We start from the raw sequence: 22,156 nt of genomic DNA, 5'->3' as shown, positions 1-22,156 counted from the left end.
ATCAGGCTGATTCAATGCACCACTGCTTAAAAAGCCGATGACCTGACTTGAACAGGCGACCCACGCTTTACGAAAGCGTTGCTCTACCGGCTGAGCTACATCGGCGTCATGGGCAATTTAACATTTGCTCTGAATCCAACTTGGACGTTTGCCCGATAATCCCCGTCCCAAATCTGGCCTGGATCCCGCCCTGCGGGAACGGTTGCTCAAGGAATCACAGACCCCCTGGCGTGGGCTCAGACGGCTCGTCTGGTTTGCTCTCTTTGCCTCCGCTGGACTCGGCCTGTTCACGATGGCTTTCCGTGTCTCCGCCGGCGACACTGTCGATCTGGCTGACTTCGGCATTCAGGGGGGTGCTCTCCTGCTCTTCTCCGGACTGCTCTGGTTCGACCGCAACAGGGACAGCAGCAGCGACGCTTGATTCGTCGGAGTCAACCGCACGGATGTCTTCAGAGTCGTCGTCTTCAGACATGTCGTCTTGATCCTCTGCGTCGACGGGTTCCAGCGCTTCGGGCTCTGCCTCATCAGGTTCTTCAGTCGTCTCAGTGTTGATGACTGAACTTTCGTCGTCTCGCTCTTGGTTTTCTGGCTCTTCGTTGTCAGAGCTCATGTCGGCGGCGCTGACGTCTTCAGTGCTGTCGTCCGGTTCCGGCGTGGTGTCTTCCAGGCTGATGGCCTCATCGGCGTCCTGATCACCTGTTGGATCAATGTCTTCAGCTTGAGCCTCGGCAACGACGGGCTTAGGAGTGGTTTCGGGACCAGCCACGTCAGACACTGCAGCCGTCATCGGATGGACGGCTGAACTCTCATCGTCGGGTGCTTCATTTTCAGTATTGGCTTGATCAGTGCTGTCGTCCGTCTCCAACTCGGTGTCTTCCACCCCGATGACCTTGTCCTGCTCTCGCTTGATCGGCTCCACTGCAGGTTCCGGCCACTCAAGGGCGTGGAGGTTGAGCAACTGCAGGCCAAGGCTGGTGCGTTGCGTTGCCACAGCATCAGAACGAAAAGCCGAATCGCCAGGGGCAACTGTTGCTGGTGATCCAAGCAACAGCGCTGCGGCTTGAATCAGCTGCTGCACCTGCCAGACCATCAAGGCCAGCAATGGGCTGACCAGCAACAAGGTGACCAGACGGGATTGTCCCGAAACCGGGGAAAATTCACTTGCCAGCACCGCTGAATCGTCCATCCACCAGAGCACGGGCAGCAGGATGACTGCGGCGATCACCACAGCGGCGCGGCTGCTCAAGCCGCCGTGCGAGGCACTGATGCGGAGTTGATCGCTGTTGCGGCTGGCCAGCGGCTGACGCACCAACAGCAGTGAGCCCCAGTCGGCTGGCCGTCGCCACAACGCAACAGCTGGGGCCAGGACCCCCACCCCCCAAATCAGAAATCGCTCCACACCGGGAACAGGACCCGGATCCGCGCCGGCCAGAACCAGGCGGATCAGCAGCAGCTCCAGGGGGATGGCTCCAAGGGCCAGGCACTGAAGCCAGAGCAGGGGCTCGCTGCGGGGCTGCACGATCGCTTGCGGGGTCAGGTGGTGAGTTTGCGGCGTTGGGTGACCATCTTGAAGGCTTCAATGCGATCGCCTTCTTCCCAGTTGGCGAACCGATCGGTGCCGACACCGCATTCGAAGCCCGTGGCCACTTCCTTGACGTCGTCCTTGTTGCGACGCAGGGAGTCGAGGTCGCCCTCGTAGACCACCTGTTTTCCGCGGTGCACCCGCACCCGGCAGTTGCGATGCAGCTTGCCGGTGGTGACATAACAGCCAGCAACGGCGCTCTTGCCGATGGTGAAGACGGCGCGCACCTCGGCTTCGCCCAGGGCTTCTTCAACCAGTTCCGGCTCCAGCAGGCCTTCCATCGCCAACTGGATGTCTTCCAGCAGCTTGTAGATCACGTCGTAGTCGCGCACATCCACCCCGGTGGCATCCGCCGCTTTCTTGGCGCCGGAGGCCATGGAGGTGTTGAAGCCCACGATCACCGCGCCGGAGGCGGCTGCCAGGTCGACGTCGGTCTCGGTGATCTCGCCAGGTGCCGACAGCAGCACCCGCACCTGCACCTCATCCTTGGGCAGCTGCTCGAGCGACCCGAGGATGGCTTCCACAGAGCCTTGAACGTCGGCCTTGAGAATCAGGTTGAGTTCCTTCAGCTCACCGTCATTGGCCTGGCCGGACATGGCCGTGAGCGAGACGCGCCTTGACGCCATCTGCTGAGCAAGACGGGTGGCACGGGCATCGGAGGCGCGATCGCCCACAACGGCCCGGGCTGATTTCTCGTCGGGGTACACCTCGAACTCGTCACCAGCGGTGGGTACCTCGCTGAAGCCCAGGGCCTCCACCGCAAAGGAGGGGCCCGCTTCCTTGAGACGTTGGCGGTTGTCGTCCACCATGGCGCGCACCTTGCCCAGCACCGGACCAGCGGCGACGACGTCGCCGGTCTTGAGGGTGCCGTTCTGCACCAGCAGCGTGGCCACGGGGCCTTTGGCCTTGTCGAGGTGGGCCTCGATCACAGTGCCGCGGGCCAGACGATCAGGGTTGGCCTGCAGGTCTTCCACTTCGGTGACCAGCAGCAACATCTCCAGCAGCTTGTCGATATTTTCGCCCTTGATGGCGCTTACCGGCACCATCACCACATCGCCGCCCCAGTCTTCCGCCAGCAGGTTTTGCTCAGACAGCTCCTGCTTTACCCGCTCGGGCGAGGAACCTTCTTTGTCGATCTTGTTGATCGCCACCACGATCGGCACTTCAGCGGCCCGGGCGTGGCTGATGGCTTCCAGGGTCTGGGGGCGGACGCCGTCATCAGCGGCCACCACCAGCACAGCCACGTCGGTCACCTTGGTGCCGCGGGCTCGCATGGCCGTGAAGGCTTCGTGGCCCGGAGTGTCCAGGAAGGTGAGCTTGCGCTGCTCGTTGTTGTGCTCGATCTCAACCTGATACGCACCGATGTGCTGGGTGATGCCGCCGGCCTCACCCGCAGCGACGCGGGCCTGACGAATGGCATCCAGAAGGCTGGTTTTGCCGTGGTCGACGTGGCCCATGACGGTGACCACGGGCGGACGTCGGATCAGGTGCGCCTTGTCGGCCTCTTCGATCATTTCGACGGTCTTCTTGGCTGCCTCCTCTACGTCGTCCTGAAGCACCGGCACACCGAATTCGTCGGCAACGGCCTCGATCGTGGGCATGTCCAGGGTCTGGGTGACCGTGGCGATGATCCCTTTGAAGAACAGGGATTTGATGATCTCTGAGCTTTCGACGCTCAGCATGTCCGCCAGTTCCTGCCCCGTGAGGTTGTCCTCCGGCACCACGATCATTTCGGGACGCACTTGCTTGGCTTCCCGGGCTGCCCGCAGCTCCATGGCACGCCGGCGCTGACGCTGACGGGCGGTTTCCTTCTTGCGCTTGCGCATCGCCGCCACTGGCTTGGGTGCGGTGCGCTGCTGCGACTTGGGCTTGGCGGGACGAGCCAGGCTCGCCGAGAGAACCATGTTCTCCTGTTCGCCGGCGAAGCCGCCGGTCTGTGCCGCCAGGGAATCATCGTTTTCACCGATGATGTGCACTTTCTGGCGCTGCTTCTGCGGCGAGCGGCTGCGCAGAGCATCGAGCCGCGCGCTGTCATCCCAGTCGGGACGGCCAGGCCGCCGTTGGCCACCAGGGCCACCCGGACGGAAGCTGGGACGGCGGGGCGCCGAGGGGGCATTCGGACGCGCCACGGGCGGGGTGGCCGTTCCTGCACCTCCACCAGTTTTGGTGGGTGCATCCGGACGGCGGGGTGCCGGTGCTGCTGGCCTGCCGACAGGCTTTTGCAGCTGCATGAGCTCACCGGGAGCTACTGGTTTGCGCATTCCAGCAGGCATGCCGGGACGTCCAGGAGCTCCCGGACGGGTGGGCGCACCAGGACGACCGCTACCTGTGCTGCTGCCGTCGCGACGAATCGGCTTGCCGACCAGTTCCAGGGTGTTGCCGCTGCGGGGGGGCATCCCTGGGCGACCCTGTCGGGTGGGGGATCCTGGACGGCTTGGACCTCCCTGGCGTTGAGGCACGCCGGTGCCTGCCGGACGGCGGGGAACGGGTTTGCCCACCAGTTCAGGCCTCGGAGTGGGCCGTGAGGGTGCACCAGGCTTTGTGGGAGCGCCGGCACGGGTTGGCGCACCGGGCCGAGATGGAGCGCCTGCGCGGATGATCTGTGGCTTGGGCTGCCCCTGGCCAGGGGCGGGTCGTGCTGGACTACCCGCTCCTGCAGGTCGCGGCGCCGGGCGAGCCGGTGTGGGTCGCGGCGTGGGTGCCGTGGGTTTGGCAGCAGACTTTGGCTTGCTCACCAGTTCCGGTTTGCCTGCAGACGGCTTGCTGACAACCTGCGGCTTGGCCGCGGCAGGTCGTGGAACGGGTTTTGCCGCCGTCGGCCGCGCCGGGGCTGCGGGGGTTTTCTGAGGAGCGGCGGGCCGCGCCGGGGCTGCTGACGATTTCACCGGTGCAGCCGCTGGCTTGGTGATCACCGGTTTGGGTGTGGCCGCTGCGGGAGGCTTCGGGGCCGCCTGCGGTTTGGCAGCCGCCACGGGTTTGGCGACCACGGGCTTTGCGGCCACAGGCTTGGCAACCGGTTTGCTCACCGCTGGAGCAGGCTTGCTTGGCGCGGCGGGGGCCGCTTTCTTCACCGAGAGGATGGCCTTGCCAGGTGCGGGCTTGGCAGGGGCCGCGGCAGCGGGTTTCACACCATTCCCGCCTTTGCCGAGTAGCGAACGGATCTTTCCGGCTTCAGTGTCACTGATCGAGCTGCTGTGGCTCTTCGCAGCGATCGACAGCTTTTCAGCCGCATCCAGCACGTCCTTGTTCTCAAGGCCGAGGTCCTTGGACAGCTCGTAAATTCTGACTTTGCCGCTGCTGGTCATTCAGTTCGGGTCTCCGATCGGTCCGGGCATGGAATGCCGCGGTGGCCACGCACAAGGTGGGGCCAATGTTCAGTCTGCCTCAGCGGATTCACCAACGCTTTGGTTGAGCCGCTGTTTCAACACCGCAAACACTGTTTCGGGCACCTGACAACGCAGGGCTTTCTGCAGACGCTTGCGACGGGTCGCCTCCTCAAGGCAGTTCTCCTCGCGGCAGAGATAGGCCGAACGGCCCATTCCCTCATCGAGGAGAACTCCGTCCTGATGGTCGCGGATCACCCTCCAGAGTTGGCGGCGATCCAAGAGCTGGCGGCAGGCCACGCAGCGACGCAGGACGGGGCGGTCACTCACCGGACCTGCTCCTGATCGGGATCGGCATCGGCCTCAACCGCTGCGTCCGTGGTTTCTGCTTCGGCCTCGAACTCGGTTTCGCTGCCGGCTTCCACCTCATCGGGCTCCTGCTCAGAGAACTCCTGCTCGGCCTGCTCCTCGCCGTACTCCTCCTCGTCTTCGGGCAGCGGATACAGCTCTCGCAGGCGTGCATCCTCTTCTGCCCGAGCGGCCTGTTCGGCGGCTAGTCGTTCTTCGGCTTGCTGCTGGAGGGCTTCCTCCTCCTCACGCTGGGAGATCAGCTCCGCCACCACGGCATCCTCTGCCTCTTGGTCGTATTCGGTGGAGTTCTTGATGTCGATTTTCCAGCCGGTAAGTCGGGCGGCCAAGCGCACGTTCTGGCCCTCGCGGCCGATGGCCAGGCTCAGCTGATCGGGGGGCACCAGCACATGGGCGTGCTGGCCCACGGGATCCACCAGGCGCACCATTTCCACCCGAGCGGGGCTAAGGGAATTGGCGATGTACTGGCCCGGATCCTGCGACCAGCGGATCACGTCGATTTTTTCTCCACGCAGTTCGTTCACCACCTGCTGAATGCGGGAGCCGCGGGCGCCGATGCAGGCGCCGACGGGATCCACCTCTCGTTCGATGCTGTCGACGGCCACCTTGGTGCGGGGGCCCACGGAACGGGAGGGGGGATTGGCCTCACGGGCTACGGCCACGATCCGAACGGAACCTTCCTGAATTTCGGGAACTTCGTTCTCGAACAGGTAGACCACCAAACCGGCATTGGAGCGGCTGACGAACAGCTGCGGTCCCCGGCGGGGCACTTCGCTCACCTCTTTCAGGAAGACCTTGAAGGTGGCGTTGGCGCGGTAGTTGTCGTTGGGCAGTTGATCGCGCCGGGGGAGTTCAGCCTCCACTTCCGGACGGCCCAGGCCTGAGCTGACCGCCATGATTACCGACTGGCGCTCGAAGCGGATCACCCGGGCCGTCAGCACCGGATCCTCCAGATCAGCGAATTCCTCCTGGATCATGCGGCGCTGCTGATCCCGCAGCTTCTGGGCAAGCACCTGTTTGGTGGTGGCGGCAGCCATCCGGCCGAAATCTTCTTTCTCTGGGGTGACATCCAGCACCACCGTGTCGCCCACCTGGGCGTCATCGGCCACCTGCATCACCTCGGCGATCGCGATCTGGTGGTCTTCGCTCTCCACCTCATCAACAATGATCTTGCTGGCGAGAACCCGGTAGCCCTCCTCCTCAAGATCGAGGCCAACGTCAAAGTTGCTGAAGTACTCCTCATCAAAGGGGTCTTCGCTGATGCCGATGTACAGCGTGCGCCGGTAGCGCTCATAGCCCTTCAACAGGGCCTCCCGCAGGGCCGCTTCCACCACCTGGGGCGGCAGCTTCTTCTCTTCGCTGATGTCGTCGATCAGGTTGCTGAGACCGGGAAGCAGGACGAGAGCCATCGCGTTGGGTTAGGGGAAAAGAAAGGAGCGGTTGTAGGGGTGTGAACGCTGGGTTCAGCTTCCCGGACTCGTGAGGCGGACACCGATCACGCAATCCCGGGGAATCCGTTTGATTCGCCCGCGAATGTTGATCTGCAGCGTGTCGGCGTCGCGTTCGAGCAAGAGGCCCTCCAGGCGTTGCTCGCTGTCATCGTTGTCGCGGTGATGCACCTCCACGGGGAAACCGCGGAAGGTTTCAAAGTCGCGATCGCTGGACAGCTGGTCGCCGATGCCGGGACTGCTGATCTCCAGAACATACGCGTCAGTGAGCAGGGTGGAGGCCTCAAGGGCATCCCCCAGTACGCCACTGAAACCGGCGCAGTCATCAAGGCTCACATCCGCTCCACTGCTGTGGCGGATCTGCACTTCCAGGGTCATCGGGCTCATATGGGTGAGCAGCTGAATGCCACAAAGGGCAAAGCCTTTGCTGGAGGCCACATCGGTGACCAGCGTTTCAAGATCCGGAAGCAGAGGATGAGGCAACTCGAACTGAGGGCGGACGTCGGCCCGACGTGCATTTTCAGTTGTGACCGATCTCCCGCAGGGAGATGCCCGTCGGACACACCTTCAATGTACGGGACCGTCTGCCTGTCGTCAGCTGTTGCCTAATCGATGGCTGGTGCATCGGGGAAGGCGTCGCCCGGCTGTTCGGCGCCGTACCCCCAGTATGAAGACGTCACCCGTGTAGAAGGCGTCCAACGTTTCCTTGGGGGTGGTGAAATTCTTCAGCGTGGCGCCGGGCAGCACGTTTTTCAGCACCTGGGCTGAGGCGGTGTCGTTCACCACACCAATGGTTTGGCCCTCCATTGAGGCGGGGGTTCCATCGACGGTGGTGTCGTTGGCCATCAGAAGACGGGTGCCACCGATGCCGAAGGGAAGGCTATGAGTGATGCGTAGAGCGGCCCCAGGTGAAGGCCACGCCGCGGGCAATGTCGGCTTTGCCGGTTATCACGGCGCCGATGCCGTCGTTCACCGACTTGGCCACGCGGTAGTCCGCCTTGCGGCGCTTGGCCTGGATCCGGATCTGTTCAAGAACGTCAACCCCGGGGCCTTCGTAGCCGGCATCTGTTTCGTGATTTAGCGGCTTGACCTCCTCGAAGATCACCGCCTTGAGCGTTGTGCTCTCCGCGGAGGCCTAAGGGGTGAGGGCAACCGGGCCAGCCGAGATGCCGCTGGAGCCAGAAGTGCACGCTTGCGAAAACTGCGTTTGCTGATCTGTTATCTGTGATTTTCAGAGTCGTCCGCGCATCGCAAAGGGCGTCGTGAGATTGCGATCGATTTGGACCAGGGCCCGTTTCTCGGGCTGGATCCGATAAAAAGAAGGCAATTAGAGGTCTTGTGTTGCGGTACGCCCTGCGTCAACTGCTGGCCGTTCTTCTGGCCGGAGCGGTCCTGGTCGGTGAAGGTGCCTCAGCGCAGGCCCTGGAGCACAGCTTTGTGGCCGATGCCGTTCAGCGGGTGGCCCCGGCGGTGGTTCGGATCGACACCGAGCGCACCGTGGAACGTCAGCCGTTTGACCCCACGCTGCTTGATCCCCTGCTGCGGGACCTGCTGGGGGACCCTCCGGCAGGTCCAGAGCGGGAACGGGGACAAGGCTCCGGTGTGGTTATTGATGCCAAGGGCCTTGTGCTCACTAATGCCCATGTGGTGGATCGGGTGGAGTCCGTCAGCGTCACGCTGGCCGACGGTGAACAGCGGGATGGACGGGTGGTGGGCACCGATGCGGTGACAGACCTTGCCCTGGTGCGTCTTGAGGGCGATCAACTGCCGCCACGGGCTCCCTTGGGTGATTCGGAAGCCATGCAGGTGGGCGATTGGGCGATCGCCCTCGGCACCCCGTTCGGATTGGAACGCACGGTGACCCTGGGCATCGTCAGCAGCCTCCACCGCAACATCAACAGCCTTGGCTTCGCCGACAAACGGCTGGAACTGATTCAGACCGACGCCGCCATCAACCCCGGCAATTCCGGCGGGCCTTTGGTGAATGGCGATGGCCAGGTGATTGGAATCAACACCCTGGTGCGGTCGGGCCCTGGGGCCGGCCTTGGTTTTGCCATCCCGATCAACCTGGCCCGCCGTGTGGCTGATCAGCTCCAGCAGCAGGGTGAAGTGGTGCACCCCTACATCGGTCTGCAACTGGTGGCCCTCACACCGCGCATCGCGCGTGAGCACAACAAGGACCCCAACGCCCTTGTGCAACTGCCGGAACGTAGTGGTGCCCTGGTGCAAGCCGTGCTTCCCGATGGCCCGGCTGAAAAAGCGGGACTGCGCCGCGGCGATCTGTTGATCACGGTGGATGAGCGCGACATTGCCGATCCTCAGGCGCTGCTCGAGGTGGTTGATGCCTCCGCCATCGATGTTCCCCTGCCCTTGAAGGTGCTGCGGGCGGGCCGCGAGCTGACCCTGTCCGTCAAACCTGAGCCCCTGCCTGGGATGGCTTGAAACCCTTGCTACGGTCGCGCCCGAAGGACGTGACCTGATGGCTGATCTACAGACCCAGATGAAGCAGGCGGTAGCTGATGCCGCTGTGGAACAGATCAAAGATGGCATGGTGCTGGGCCTGGGGTCAGGCTCCACCGCCGCCCTGATGATTCAGGGCCTGGGGGCCAAGCTCGCTAGCGGAGAACTCAAAGAGATCGTCGGTGTCACCACCTCCTTCCAGGGAGAGGTGCTGGCCGCTGAGCTCAACATCCCCCTGCTCAGCCTCAACGCCGTAAGCCGGATTGATCTGGCCATCGATGGTGCCGACGAAGTCGACCCTGGCTTCCAATTGATCAAGGGTGGTGGCGCTTGCCACGTGCAGGAAAAACTCGTGGCGGCACGGGCGGATCGTTTTGTTGTGGTCGTGGACTCCACCAAACTGGTTGACCGTCTCAACCTCGGTTTTCTGCTGCCGGTGGAAGTGCTTCCCGGGGCCTGGCGACAGGTGAAGCAGCAGCTGGAAGCTCTCGGGGGCAGTGCTGATCTGCGCATGGCCCAGCGCAAGGCCGGCCCTGTGGTCACCGATCAGGGCAACCTGGTGCTGGACGCCAAGCTCGATGGCGGCATCAGCGATCCAGTGGCCCTGGAGCAGACGATCAACAACATCCCCGGTGTTCTGGAGAACGGTCTGTTCGTCAACATCACCGATGAGGTGTTGGTCGGCGAGATCACCGATGGTGTTGCCGGTGTCCGCAGCCTGGAGAAGCGCCTCAGCTGAGGCGCCGCTGCACCGATTCAGCGTGGCTATGCAGGCCTTCACTGATGGCCAGCTCCTGCACAGCTGAACCCGTTGCTTCCAGGGCAGCCCGGTTGAAACCGATCAGCGAGGTGTGGCGCATGAAGGTCTCAACACTCAGGGCCCCGCTGAAGCGCGCGGCTCCACAGGTGGGCAATGTGTGGTTCGGGCCTGCCAGGTAATCCCCCACGGCTTCTGGAGACCAGGGGCCCAGGAAAATGGCTCCGGCGTTCTGAATGCGATCCGCCAGGGGTTCGGGCCGCTCCACCAGCAGCTCCAGGTGTTCGGGGGCGAAGCTGTCGCTGAGGCGGGCACAGCTTTCGAGGTCGTCGCAGACCACCACCAGCCCCCAGTCCCGTAAAGCGGCTTCGCAGATCTCCTGGCGGGGGTGATCGGCCAGCTGTTCGGCAACTGCGGCGTTGATCCCGTCGGCCAGTGCAGGGTCAGTGGTGATCAGCACCGCCGCCGCCAGAGGGTCGTGCTCCGCCTGCGCCAACAGATCTGCTGCCACCTGATCGGACTTGGCGGAGTGATCTGCGATCACCAGCACTTCGCTTGGTCCCGCTAGGGAATCGATGGCCACCTGGCCGTACACCGCCTGTTTCGCCAGGGTGACGTAGAGGTTCCCGGGACCACTGATCACGTCCACTTTGGGAACGCTCTCGCTGCCATAGGCCATGGCGGCTACAGCCTGGGCACCTCCGAGGCGAAACACCGTTTTCACGCCGGCCAGGTGGGCCGCTGCCAGCACCACGGGGTTCACAGCACCATCACGTCCGGCGGGGGAACAGATCACCACGTCTTTGACGCCGGCGACCCGGGCTGGCACCGCATTCATCAGCACGGTGCTGGGGTAAGCCGCCCGTCCTCCGGGCACGTAGAGACCCGCCCGCTCCACCGGCCGCCAGCGCCGCCCAAGCTGTTCGCCGTGGGGGCCCGTCACCGCCAGATCGGCGGGACGTTGGCGTTGGTGGAAGTCGGTGATGCGGCGATGGGCCAGCTCTAGGGCATCCCGCAGATTGGTCGGTAGCGACGTCCAGGCCTGTTCGAGGGCCTCGGGGGACACCTCCATCGGTTCGGGCCGGAAGCCATCGAACCGTTCGGTGAAGTCGGCAATGGCGGCATCACCGAGGTCGCGCACCGCTGCGAGAATGGCTTCAACCCGCTGACGGGCTTCACCCTGCTGGGTTTGTGTGGTGCGGCTCGACAACCGTTTCAGCTCCGTCTGGGCCCGGTCCAGATCCCGCACGATGCGAAGGGGAGCAACGGCCGGCTGGCTCACAGACAAAGGATCAGGGGGAGATTTCAGTCAAGTTACGACTCCACAACCCAGGTAAGGGGGTCCTGTCAAGGAGTAGGGTGTTGGATTATTCGCACCGTTGAAGCCTCAGTGGCAAATAACAAGTCAGCCAAGAAGCGGATTGAGATTGCTGAGCGCAACCGTCTGCGCAACCGCACCTACAAGTCGTCGATGCGCACTCTGATGAAGCGCTGCTTTGCCGCCTGTGACACCTACAGCGTTACACCCGGTGATGAAGCCAAGTCCAGCGTGGAGTCCTCCATGCGTGCCGCCTTCAGCAAGATCGACAAGGCCGTGAAAGTGGGTGTGCTGCACCGCAACAACGGCGCCAACCAGAAGTCCCGCCTCAGTGCGGCCGTGCGCAAGGTGCTCGAGCCCGCCAGCTGATTCGGTTTCAACCGGCAGAATGGGCCGAAAGCGCGTTTCGGTCCAGCTGTGTCCCCCACCCCGACGTTGATTGACAGCCACTGTCACATCGTCTTCCGCAACTTTGACGACGACCTCGATGAGGTGGCCTTACGTTGGCGTGAGGCTGGGGTCGGTGCTCTGCTGCACGCCTGCGTCGAACCCTCCGAAATTCCGGCGATCCGTGCCCTGGCAGATCGGTTCCCGGAGATGCGTTATTCCGTCGGCGTCCATCCACTGGACACCGAGCATTGGCGAGATGACACGGTGGCGGTGTTGCGCCGGGCTGCTCTGGAAGACGATCGGGTGGTCGCCATCGGCGAACTCGGTCTCGATCTCTTCCGGGACAAGAATCTCGAGGAGCAGCTTGCTGTGTTGCGTCCTCAATTGGACCTGGCGGTGGAGTTGAATCTCCCGGTGATCATTCACTGCCGGGATGCTGCCGAGCCGATGCTGGAGGAACTGCGGGCCCGCAAGGCGCAGGGCTGGTGCCCCGGAGGAGTGATGCATTGCTGGGGCGGCACCCCCGCTGAAATGCACCAGTTCCTGGACCTCGGCTTTTACATCAGCTTCAGCGGCACCGTCACCTTCCCCAAGGCGGAGCCCACCCACGACTGCGCCCGTCAGGTGCCGGAGGATCGTTTCCTGGTGGAAACCGATTGCCCTTTCCTGGCCCCTGTGCCCCGCCGGGGCAAGCGCAACGAGCCGGCCTTCGTGGCATCCGTTGCCACGCGGGTGGCCGAGCTCCGCGGCGTGGATCTCGACAGCGTGGCCTGCAGCAGCACCGCCAACGCCCGGCGTTTGTTTGGACTCCCTTAACCGGAGCTCAAAGGGTGTCGAGTCCATATGTAAGATGTTGTATTGGCCTGGCCATGCGCAAGATTCCGTCTTGTGTGTGGTGCCTGAAGCGTCCATTTCCTTCCGGTGCACTTGTCGTCGTCAGCTGATCTGACCCGCGATTTCTGAACAGCAGCAGCGGCGCTCTCGGTTCCGTCCTGGAAACCGTCGGTGCCGCTGTTGTGTCGAATCGTCCTGTCAGGTGAGCTTCTGCCGCCAATCCAGTCCTCCCCAGTCCCTTCGTCCTCTCTGCCGGTCCCCGCATGAGCAGCAGCGCGATTCAGGTCGCCAAGACCGCCACCTACCTCCCTGATCTGGTGGAGGTGCAGCGGGCCAGCTTTAAGTGGTTTTTGGATCAAGGTCTGATCGAGGAGCTGGAAAGCTTCTCTCCGATCACGGATTACACCGGCAAGCTGGAGCTGCACTTCATCGGTAGCGAGTACCGCCTGAAGCGCCCCCGCCATGATGTGGAAGAGGCCAAGCGCCGCGATGCGACCTTCGCGTCACAGATGTATGTGACCTGCCGCCTGGTCAACAAGGAGACCGGTGAGATCAAGGAGCAGGAGGTCTTCATCGGCGAGCTGCCGCTGATGACCGAGCGCGGCACGTTCATCATCAACGGCGCTGAGCGCGTGATTGTGAACCAGATCGTGCGCAGCCCCGGTGTCTATTTCAAGGACGAAATGGACAAGAACGGCCGGCGCACCTACAACGCCAGCGTCATCCCCAACCGGGGTGCCTGGCTGAAGTTTGAGACGGATAAGAACGACTTGCTCCACGTTCGTGTTGACAAGACCCGCAAGATCAACGCGCACGTGCTCATGCGTGCCATGGGTCTTTCAGACAACGATGTGCTCGACAAGCTGCGTCACCCCGAGTTCTACAAGAAGTCGATTGATGCCGCCAACGACGAGGGCATCAGTTCAGAAGACCAAGCGCTGCTTGAGCTCTACAAGAAACTGCGCCCGGGTGAACCCCCCTCTGTAAGTGGTGGTCAGCAGCTGCTGCAGACCCGTTTCTTTGATCCCAAGCGCTACGACCTCGGTCGGGTCGGCCGCTACAAGATCAACAAGAAGCTGCGCCTCACCATCCCCGACACGGTGCGCACCCTCACCCATGAGGACGTGCTCTCCACGCTCGATTACCTGATCAACCTGGAACTGGATGTCGGTGGCGCCAGCCTCGATGACATCGACCACCTCGGCAACCGCCGCGTGCGTTCCGTGGGCGAACTCCTGCAGAACCAGGTTCGGGTGGGTCTGAACCGTCTTGAGCGAATCATCAAGGAACGGATGACCGTCGGCGAAACCGATTCGCTTACCCCAGCCCAGTTGGTGAACCCCAAGCCGCTGGTGGCGGCGATCAAGGAGTTCTTCGGCTCTAGCCAGCTGAGCCAGTTCATGGACCAGACCAACCCTCTGGCTGAGCTCACCCACAAGCGCCGCATCTCGGCCCTTGGACCCGGCGGTCTCACCCGTGAGCGTGCCGGCTTCGCCGTCCGCGACATTCACCCCTCCCACTACGGCCGTCTCTGCCCGATTGAGACGCCGGAAGGCCCTAACGCCGGTCTGATCAACTCCCTGGCCACCCACGCCCGGGTCAATGAGTACGGATTCATTGAAACGCCGTTCTGGAAGGTGGAGAACGGTGTCGTTCTGAAGGATGGCGATCCGATCTACCTGTCTGCAGACCGGGAAGACGAAGTACGCGTCGCCCCTGGTGACGTGGCCACCGACGACGACGGCCGGATCTCGGCGGATCTGATTCCTGTGCGTTACCGCCAGGACTTCGAGAAGGTCCCCCCTGAGCAGGTCGACTACGTCGCCCTGTCACCGGTCCAGGTGATCTCCGTGGCAACGTCCCTGATCCCCTTCCTGGAGCACGACGACGCCAACCGCGCTCTGATGGGCTCCAACATGCAGCGTCAGGCTGTTCCATTGCTGCGTCCTGAACGTGCCCTGGTGGGCACCGGCCTGGAAACCCAGGTGGCCCGAGACTCCGGCATGGTGCCTATCTCTCGCGTCAATGGCACCGTCACCTATGTGGATGCCAACGCCATCGTTGTGCAGGACGAGGACGGCAACGACCACACCCATTTCCTGCAGAAATATCAGCGCTCCAACCAGGACACTTGCTTGAACCAGCGCCCAATCGTCCGCTGCGGCGATCCGGTGATCGTCGGTCAGGTGATGGCGGATGGCTCGGCCTGTGAAGGCGGTGAGATTGCCCTGGGTCAGAACGTTCTGATCGCCTACATGCCCTGGGAGGGTTACAACTACGAGGACGCGCTGCTGGTCAGTGAGCGTCTTGTCACCGAGGACCTCTACACCTCTGTTCACATCGAGAAGTACGAGATCGAAGCGCGTCAGACCAAGCTCGGACCTGAGGAGATCACCCGCGAAATTCCCAACGTCGCTGAGGAAAGCCTTGGCAACCTCGACGAGATGGGCATCATCCGCGTGGGCGCTTTCGTTGAAAGCGGCGACATCCTCGTGGGCAAGGTGACGCCCAAGGGTGAATCCGATCAGCCGCCGGAAGAGAAGCTGCTGCGCGCGATCTTCGGTGAGAAGGCGCGCGATGTGCGCGACAACTCCCTGCGGGTGCCCGGCACCGAGCGTGGCCGCGTTGTGGATGTGCGCATCTATACCGGTGAACAGGGTGATGAGCTGCCCCCCGGCGCCAACATGGTGGTGCGGGTTTATGTGGCCCAGCGCCGCAAGATCCAGGTCGGCGACAAGATGGCCGGCCGCCACGGCAACAAGGGCATCATCAGCCGCATCCTTCCCCGGGAGGACATGCCCTATCTGCCCGACGGCACTCCGGTCGACATCGTGCTCAACCCCCTGGGTGTGCCGAGCCGGATGAATGTGGGTCAGGTGTTCGAGCTGCTGATGGGTTGGGCAGCGTCCAACCTGGATTGCCGCGTGCGCATTGTTCCCTTCGATGAGATGCACGGTGCTGAGAAGTCCCAGCAGACCGTCGAGACCTTCCTCAAGGAAGCCGCCAAGCAGCCCGGGAAGGGGTGGGTGTACGACCCTGAGGATCCCGGCAAGCTGCAGCTGCGGGATGGCCGCACAGGTCTGCCCTTCGACCAGCCAGTGGCCGTGGGCTACTCCCATTTCCTCAAGCTGGTTCACCTGGTGGACGACAAGATTCACGCCCGTTCCACCGGTCCCTACTCCCTTGTTACCCAGCAGCCCCTGGGCGGTAAGGCACAACAAGGTGGTCAGCGTCTGGGTGAGATGGAGGTGTGGGCACTCGAGGCCTATGGCGCCGCTTACACCCTGCAGGAACTGCTTACTGTCAAGTCCGACGACATGCAGGGCCGCAACGAGGCCCTCAACGCCATCGTCAAGGGCAAGCCGATTCCCCGCCCGGGTACACCGGAATCCTTCAAAGTGCTGATGCGCGAGCTTCAGTCCCTGGGTCTGGACATCGCCGTCTACACCGACGAAGGCAAGGAAGTGGATCTGATGCAGGACGTGAACCCACGTCGCAGCACCCCCAGCAGGCCCACCTACGAATCCCTCGGCGTCGCGGATTACGACGAGGACTGACGGATCAACGAACGAACCGATTCCCCGCTCCTTCTTCCTTAACCGTCAATGACCAACAGCAACCTCCGCACCGAGAACCACTTCGATTACGTCAAGATCACCCTCGCATCACCCGATCGGGTGATGGAGTGGGGACAGCGCACCCTGCCAAACGGCCAGGTTGTCGGTGAGGTCACCAAGCCGGAGACCATCAACTACCGCACCCTCAAGCCCGAGATGGACGGGCTGTTCTGCGAAAAGATCTTTGGCCCCTCTAAAGACTGGGAATGCCATTGCGGCAAGTACAAACGGGTGCGTCACCGGGGCATCGTTTGTGAACGCTGTGGTGTGGAGGTCACCGAGAGCCGTGTGCGTCGTCACCGCATGGGCTTCATCAAGCTGGCGGCCCCCGTCTCCCATGTCTGGTACCTGAAAGGGATCCCCAGCTATGTGGCCATCTTGCTGGACATGCCCCTGCGGGATGTCGAGCAGATCGTCTACTTCAACTGCTACGTGGTGCTGGATCCCGGCGACCATAAGGACCTGAAGTACAAGCAGCTGCTCACGGAAGACGAGTGGCTGGAAATTGAAGACGAGATCTATGCCGAAGATTCCGAGATCGAGAACGAGCCCGTGGTGGGCATAGGTGCTGAGGCCCTCAAGCAACTGCTGGAAGACCTCACCCTCGATGAAGTGGCTGAACAGCTGCGGGAAGAGATCAACGGCAGCAAAGGTCAGAAGCGCGCCAAGTTGATCAAGCGTCTGCGCGTGATCGACAACTTCATCGCCACCAACGCCCGTCCCGAGTGGATGGTGCTGGATGTGATCCCGGTGATTCCGCCCGATTTGCGTCCGATGGTGCAGCTCGACGGTGGTCGCTTTGCCACCAGCGATCTCAACGATCTCTACCGGCGGGTGATCAACCGCAACAATCGTCTGGCGAGGCTCCAGGAAATCCTGGCCCCTGAAATCATCGTCCGCAACGAGAAGCGGATGCTCCAGGAGGCCGTCGATGCCCTTATCGACAACGGTCGTCGCGGTCGCACCGTGGTGGGTGCCAACAATCGTCCGCTCAAGTCACTGAGCGACATCATTGAAGGCAAGCAGGGCCGCTTCCGTCAGAACCTCCTGGGTAAGCGGGTCGACTACTCCGGTCGTTCAGTGATCGTGGTGGGTCCGAAACTGAAGATGCACCAGTGCGGTCTGCCCAAGGAGATGGCGATCGAGCTGTTCCAGCCCTTCGTGATCCACCGTTTGATCCGCCAGAACATCGTTAACAACATCAAGGCGGCCAAGAAGCTGATTCAGCGGGCCGACGATGAAGTGATGCAGGTGCTGCAAGAGGTGATCGACGGTCACCCGATCCTGCTGAACCGTGCTCCAACCCTGCACCGTCTCGGCATTCAGGCCTTCGAACCCAAGCTGGTTGATGGCCGCGCCATTCAGCTGCACCCCCTCGTCTGCCCAGCCTTCAACGCTGACTTTGACGGTGACCAGATGGCCGTCCACGTGCCTCTGGCCATCGAGGCGCAGACCGAGGCCCGCATGCTGATGCTGGCCAGCAACAACATCCTGTCGCCTGCGACCGGTGAGCCGATCATCACCCCGTCCCAGGACATGGTGCTTGGTTCCTACTACCTGACGGCGCTTCAACCCGGTGCTTCCAAGCCCGACTTCGGCGATCGCAGCTGCACTTTTGCGGGTCTAGAGGATGTCATCCATGCCTTCGAAGACAACCGGATCGGTCTGCACGACTGGGTGTGGGTTCGCTTCAACGGTGAAGTTCAGGACGATGAAGAGCTGGATGCGCCCAGCAAGAGCGAATCCCTCAGCGATGGCACGCGTATCGAAGAGTGGAGCTATCGCCGCGACCGTTTTGATGAAGACGGTGCCCTGATCAGTCGCTACATCCTCACCACCGTGGGCCGTGTGGTGATGAATCACACGATCATCGACGCGGTGGCCGCCGCCTGAATCAAGCCAGACGTCCTTCCTCCTTAACTCCTGATCCGCGCGCAGCCATGACCTCGTCCTCGAAATCCCGCAAGTCCAAATCCAGCAAAGCCTCCAAGGCCGCCAAAGAGGCTCCCGTGAGCGCATCTCGTCCGCTCTCGAAGACCCCACCGCCGTTCCGCAACCAGGTCATCGACAAGCGGGCCCTCAAGCAGCTCGTCGCCTGGTCCTACAAGAACCACGGCACGGCGGTGACTTCGTCCATGGCCGACAACCTCAAGGATCTCGGCTTCAAGTACGCCACCCAGGCGGCTGTGTCGATCTCCGTCGACGACCTCAAGGTGCCCGAGGCGAAGAAGGATCTGCTGGGTCAGGCCGAGGAACAGATCACCGCCACTGAGGAGCGCTATCGCTTGGGTGAAATCACTGAGGTGGAGCGTCACACCAAGGTGATCGACACCTGGACCGAGACCAACGAGCGTCTGGTGGATGCCGTTAAAAAGAACTTTGACGAGAACGCACCGCTGAACTCGGTGTGGATGATGGCCAACTCCGGCGCCCGGGGAAACATGTCCCAGGTGCGTCAGCTGGTGGGCATGCGCGGCCTGATGGCCAACCCGCAGGGAGAAATCATTGACCTTCCGATCCGCACCAACTTCCGTGAGGGTCTGACGGTCACCGAGTACGTCATCTCCTCCTATGGCGCCCGGAAGGGTCTGGTGGATACGGCGCTGCGCACCGCTGACTCCGGTTACCTCACCCGTCGTCTGGTGGACGTTGCCCAGGATGTGATCGTCCGTGAGGACGACTGCGGCACGACCCGCCACATCGTGGTGGACGCTGAGGACGGCAAATTCGGCAGCCGGCTTGTGGGTCGCTTGACCGCCGCCCAGGTGGTGAATGCCGATGGCGAGGTGCTGGCCGAGCGCGACACCGAAATCGATCCGCCGTTGTCCAAGTCCTTCGAGGCCGCTGGCGTGAAGGCCGTGAGCGTGCGTTCGCCACTCACCTGCGAAGCCAACCGTTCCGTCTGCCGCAAGTGTTACGGCTGGGCACTGGCGCACAACGAACTGGTCGATCTGGGTGAAGCCGTCGGCATCATCGCGGCCCAGTCGATCGGTGAGCCTGGAACCCAGCTCACCATGCGGACTTTCCACACCGGTGGTGTGTCCACCGCTGAAACCGGTGTGGTTCGCTCCAAGGTGGCGGGCACCGTCGAGTTCGGCAGCAAGGCGCGTGTGCGTCCTTACCGCACTCCCCACGGTGTGAACGCCCAACAGGCTGAGGTTGATTTCAACCTCACGATCAAGCCGTCCGGCAAGGGCAAGGCCCAGAAGATCGAGATCACTAACGGCTCCCTGTTGTTCGTTGACAACGGTGCTGACATCGATGCCGACGTCACGGTGGCGCAGATCGCCGCCGGTGCGGTCAAGAAGAGTGTGGAGAAGGCCACCAAGGACGTGATCTGCGACCTGGCCGGCCAGGTGCGTTACGAGGAGGCGATTCAGCCCCGTGAGGTCACCGACCGTCAGGGCAACATCACCCTCAAGGCCCAGCGTCTCGGCCGGATGTGGGTGCTTTCCGGCGACGTCTATAACCTGCCGCCCAACGCTCAGCCCGTGGTCGGCAGTGAGACCCAGGTCACTGAGGGTCAGGTGCTGGCGGAAGCTAGCCAGCGCAGTGAGTACGGCGGTGAAGTGCGCCTGCGAGACTCCATCGGTGATTCCCGTGAGGTGCAGATCGTCACCACGGCGATGACCCTCAAGGACTTCAAACTGCTGGAGGAGTCCACCCACTCCGGTGAGATCTGGAATCTTGAGGCCAAGGACGGTACCCGTTACCGCCTCAACACCATCCCCGGCAGCAAGATCGGTTCCGGCGAGGTCATCGCTGAACTGGCGGATGACCGCTTCCGCACTGGCACCGGTGGTCTGGTGAAGTTCGCCCCTGGTCTGGCGATCAAGAAGGCCCGTTCCGCCAAAAACGGCTACGAGGTCAACAAGGGCGGCACCCTGCTGTGGATCCCCCAGGAGACCCACGAAATCAACAAGGACATCTCCCTGTTGATGATCACCGACGGTCAGTGGATCGAGGCCGGCACCGAGGTTGTGAAAGACATCTTCAGCCAGACCGCGGGCATCGTCACCGTCACCCAGAAGAACGACATCCTGCGCGAAATTATCGTTCGCAGTGGTGAGTTCCACCTCTGCACCGATGCCAAGGCACTGGAGCGTTTCGAGGGTGATGGCCAGATGGTCAACCCCGGTGAGGACATCGCCAAGGGGCTCTCCGTTGACACGATGAAGTACGTGCAGACGGTGGAGACACCCGAAGGCAAGGGGCTGCTGCTGCGTCCGGTTGAGGAGTACACCATTCCCAACGAGGCCCAGCTGCCTGAGCTGTCCCATGTGAAGCAGGCCAATGGCCCTCACCTCGGCATCAAGGCCACCCAGCGTCTGGCTTTCAAGGACAACGAACTGATCAAGTCCGTTGAAGGTGTGGAGCTGCTCAAGACCCAGCTGCTGCTCGAGACCTTCGACACCACCCCGCAGATGACGGTGGATGTGGAGAAGGCTCCCGACAAGCGGGCCAAGACCATTTCCCGTCTGCGCCTCGTGATCCTCGAGTCGATCCTGGTGCGTCGCGACACCATGTCCGACTCCAGCCACGGCTCAACCCACACCGAGCTGCAGGTCGAAGATGGCGTGTCAGTGAAGGCTGGCGATGTCGTCGCCACCACGCAGATCCTTTGTAAGCAGGCCGGTGTGGCCCAGTTGCCTGAAGCCACGGAAGCCGACCCGGTGCGTCGGATGATCGTGGAACGCCCCGAAGACACCACCACCCTGAGCACCTCCGGCAAGCCGGTGGTGAGCGTCGGTCAGCGGATTGTCGATGGCGACGCCCTTGCCGACGGCGAAACCTCCAGCTGCTGTGGTGAGATCGAGGCCGTCAGCGGCAACAGCGTCACCCTGCGTCTGGGACGCCCCTACATGGTGTCTCCCGACTCCGTCTTGCACGTGCGCGATGGAGATCTGGTGCAGCGCGGTGATGGCCTGGCCCTGCTGGTGTTCGAACGCCAGAAGACCGGTGACATCGTTCAGGGTCTGCCCCGAATCGAGGAATTGCTGGAGGCCCGTCGCCCCCGTGAATCCGCGATTCTCTGCAAGAAGCCCGGCACCGTTGAGATCAAGCAGGGTGAAGACGACGATTCCCTCGCCGTCAACGTGATCGAATCCGATGACGCAATCGGTGAATATCCGATCCTGCTCGGCCGCAACATCATGGTGAGCGACGGCCAACAGGTCACCGCTGGTGAACTGCTGACCGATGGCCCGATCAACCCCCACGAGTTGCTCGAGTGCTACTTCGAAGATCTGCGCAGCCGCAAACCCCTGATGGAGGCCGCTCAGGAGGCAATCGCCAACCTGCAGCACCGTCTGGTGACTGAGGTTCAGAACGTCTACAAGTCCCAGGGCGTTTCGATTGACGACAAGCACATCGAGGTGATCGTCCGTCAGATGACCAGCAAGGTGCGGGTCGAAGATGCCGGTGACACCACCCTGTTGCCGGGTGAGCTGATCGAACTGCGTCAGGTGGAAGACACCAACCAGGCCATGGCGATCACCGGTGGTGCTCCCGCCGAGTTCACCCCCGTTCTGCTGGGTATCACCAAGGCGTCGCTCAACACCGACAGCTTCATCTCCGCTGCCTCCTTCCAGGAGACGACCCGGGTGCTCACTGAAGCTGCCATCGAGGGCAAGAGCGATTGGCTGCGCGGTCTCAAGGAGAACGTGATCATCGGTCGCCTGATTCCTGCAGGTACCGGCTTTAGCGGCTTCGAAGAAGAGCTGCAGAAGGAGGCTGGCCCCCACCCGGACATCCTGTCGGAGGATCCGGCCGGCTACCGCCGCATGCAAAACCTGCGTCCCGACTACACCGTCGACATGCCCCCTGCGGCCAGCGCCAGTGCAGTGCTGGATGACCCCAGTGACGCCGACCTCGAGGCCACCCGCACCCGCCACAACATCGACCCCTCGGCGAGCAACTTCGCCGCATTCACCCGTCCGGACGCCGACAATGAGCTGAAGGAAGAGCAGGTGGTCGATGCTGAAGCCGTTGAGGGCCTTCAGGAAGAGGGCCTGCTCTCTGACGAATGAGCTCCGCTCAATCGTTCACCATCGCAGCC

The 22,156-nt window shown here is 62.6% G+C and carries 15 protein-coding genes, 1 tRNA gene and 1 pseudogene; 8 read left to right on the top strand and 9 right to left on the bottom strand.

Translation table 11 applies throughout. The features are described from left to right. Window positions 1–32 precede the first annotated feature (32 nt). Window positions 33–105 (bottom strand) — tRNA-Thr (locus Syncc8109_RS08825). Between the two features lie 43 nt (window positions 106–148). Here Syncc8109_RS08825 and Syncc8109_RS12665 point away from each other — a divergent pair. After that, window positions 149–421, top strand: coding sequence for a DUF3493 domain-containing protein (locus Syncc8109_RS12665; RefSeq protein WP_071823078.1), 273 nt, complete (start codon window positions 149–151; stop codon window positions 419–421). A 585-nt stretch (window positions 422–1,006) separates the two neighbouring features. Here Syncc8109_RS12665 and Syncc8109_RS12945 read toward each other — a convergent pair. From Syncc8109_RS12945 to Syncc8109_RS11365, 7 genes and pseudogenes are all read right to left on the bottom strand, one after another. After that, window positions 1,007–1,519 (bottom strand): annotated as a pseudogene (locus Syncc8109_RS12945) (low-complexity tail membrane protein); the annotation flags it as partial. 14 nt (window positions 1,520–1,533) lie between these two features. After that, complete coding sequence (gene infB / locus Syncc8109_RS08815; protein WP_006851488.1) at window positions 1,534–4,887, bottom strand: translation initiation factor IF-2; 3,354 nt, start codon at window positions 4,885–4,887, stop codon at window positions 1,534–1,536. A gap of 69 nt (window positions 4,888–4,956) precedes the next feature. After that, entirely contained in the window at window positions 4,957–5,235 is a 279-nt protein-coding gene (locus Syncc8109_RS08810) for a YlxR family protein (RefSeq protein ID WP_006851947.1), read from the bottom strand. Continuing rightward, window positions 5,232–6,683: a transcription termination factor NusA gene (nusA, locus tag Syncc8109_RS08805; protein WP_006849922.1), complete on the bottom strand. Its 1,452-nt coding sequence runs from the start codon at window positions 6,681–6,683 to the stop codon at window positions 5,232–5,234. Before nusA ends, Syncc8109_RS08810 begins: the two co-directional genes overlap by 4 nt. 54 nt (window positions 6,684–6,737) lie before the next feature. Beyond that, window positions 6,738–7,205 carry a ribosome maturation factor RimP gene (gene rimP, locus Syncc8109_RS08800; protein ID WP_006852002.1) on the bottom strand — a complete coding sequence of 156 codons (468 nt, stop codon included), beginning with the start codon at window positions 7,203–7,205 and terminating at the stop codon, window positions 6,738–6,740. Between the two features lie 111 nt (window positions 7,206–7,316). Next, on the bottom strand, window positions 7,317–7,568 hold the full coding sequence (locus tag Syncc8109_RS11370) for a hypothetical protein (RefSeq protein ID WP_025362477.1): 252 nt from the start codon (window positions 7,566–7,568) through the stop codon (window positions 7,317–7,319). Window positions 7,569–7,602: 34 nt separating this feature from the next. Next, window positions 7,603–7,827, bottom strand: coding sequence for a hypothetical protein (locus Syncc8109_RS11365; RefSeq protein ID WP_006850506.1), 225 nt, complete (start codon window positions 7,825–7,827; stop codon window positions 7,603–7,605). A gap of 272 nt (window positions 7,828–8,099) precedes the next feature. On the opposite strand from Syncc8109_RS11365, the gene Syncc8109_RS08790 reads away from it, so the two are divergent. Together Syncc8109_RS08790 and rpiA are read left to right on the top strand one after the other, a co-directional pair. Beyond that, a complete protein-coding gene (locus Syncc8109_RS08790; protein WP_045172978.1) occupies window positions 8,100–9,164 on the top strand; it encodes a trypsin-like peptidase domain-containing protein in 1,065 nt (354 codons plus the stop codon). A 37-nt stretch (window positions 9,165–9,201) separates the two neighbouring features. Continuing rightward, window positions 9,202–9,921: a ribose-5-phosphate isomerase RpiA gene (gene rpiA, locus Syncc8109_RS08785; protein WP_006850809.1), complete on the top strand. Its 720-nt coding sequence runs from the start codon at window positions 9,202–9,204 to the stop codon at window positions 9,919–9,921. Here rpiA and hisD read toward each other — a convergent pair. After that, a complete protein-coding gene (gene hisD / locus Syncc8109_RS08780; protein ID WP_006850063.1) occupies window positions 9,914–11,221 on the bottom strand; it encodes a histidinol dehydrogenase in 1,308 nt (435 codons plus the stop codon). The two genes, rpiA and hisD, sit on opposite strands and share 8 nt — an antisense overlap. A 108-nt stretch (window positions 11,222–11,329) precedes the next feature. Between hisD and rpsT the strand changes: the two genes are divergently transcribed. From rpsT to Syncc8109_RS08755, 5 genes are all read left to right on the top strand, one after another. Next, a complete protein-coding gene (gene rpsT, locus Syncc8109_RS08775; protein ID WP_006851634.1) occupies window positions 11,330–11,626 on the top strand; it encodes a 30S ribosomal protein S20 in 297 nt (98 codons plus the stop codon). 48 nt (window positions 11,627–11,674) lie between these two features. Beyond that, on the top strand, window positions 11,675–12,463 hold the full coding sequence (locus Syncc8109_RS08770) for a TatD family hydrolase (protein WP_025362475.1): 789 nt from the start codon (window positions 11,675–11,677) through the stop codon (window positions 12,461–12,463). Between the two features lie 281 nt (window positions 12,464–12,744). Beyond that, window positions 12,745–16,038, top strand: coding sequence for a DNA-directed RNA polymerase subunit beta (gene rpoB, locus Syncc8109_RS08765; protein WP_006850482.1), 3,294 nt, complete (start codon window positions 12,745–12,747; stop codon window positions 16,036–16,038). 48 nt (window positions 16,039–16,086) lie between these two features. Then, window positions 16,087–17,991, top strand: a complete 1,905-nt coding sequence (locus Syncc8109_RS08760) for a DNA-directed RNA polymerase subunit gamma (RefSeq protein WP_006851054.1) — start codon at window positions 16,087–16,089, stop codon at window positions 17,989–17,991. 47 nt (window positions 17,992–18,038) lie between these two features. Continuing rightward, window positions 18,039–22,127: a DNA-directed RNA polymerase subunit beta' gene (locus tag Syncc8109_RS08755; RefSeq protein WP_025362474.1), complete on the top strand. Its 4,089-nt coding sequence runs from the start codon at window positions 18,039–18,041 to the stop codon at window positions 22,125–22,127. Window positions 22,128–22,156 lie beyond the last annotated feature (29 nt).

The sequence above is a fragment of the Synechococcus sp. WH 8109 genome, assembly GCF_000161795.2.
In the GTDB taxonomy this organism is placed as follows: Bacteria; Cyanobacteriota; Cyanobacteriia; order PCC-6307; family Cyanobiaceae; genus Parasynechococcus.
Note: the sequence above shows the minus strand (reverse complement) of the source record. Positions and strands in the feature narration are given on the sequence as shown.

Excerpts from the sequence above, each read along its gene's own strand:
- infB (WP_006851488.1), bottom strand. The coding sequence starts at position 4,887 with ATGACCAGCAGCGGCAAAGTCAGAATTTACGAGCTGTCCAAGGACCTC.
- nusA (WP_006849922.1), bottom strand. The coding sequence starts at position 6,683 with ATGGCTCTCGTCCTGCTTCCCGGTCTCAGCAACCTGATCGACGACATC.
- Syncc8109_RS11370 (WP_025362477.1), bottom strand. The coding sequence starts at position 7,568 with ATGGCCAACGACACCACCGTCGATGGAACCCCCGCCTCAATGGAGGGC.
- rpiA (WP_006850809.1), top strand. The coding sequence starts at position 9,202 with ATGGCTGATCTACAGACCCAGATGAAGCAGGCGGTAGCTGATGCCGCT.
- rpoB (WP_006850482.1), top strand. The coding sequence starts at position 12,745 with ATGAGCAGCAGCGCGATTCAGGTCGCCAAGACCGCCACCTACCTCCCT.
- Syncc8109_RS08760 (WP_006851054.1), top strand. The coding sequence starts at position 16,087 with ATGACCAACAGCAACCTCCGCACCGAGAACCACTTCGATTACGTCAAG.
- Syncc8109_RS08755 (WP_025362474.1), top strand. The coding sequence starts at position 18,039 with ATGACCTCGTCCTCGAAATCCCGCAAGTCCAAATCCAGCAAAGCCTCC.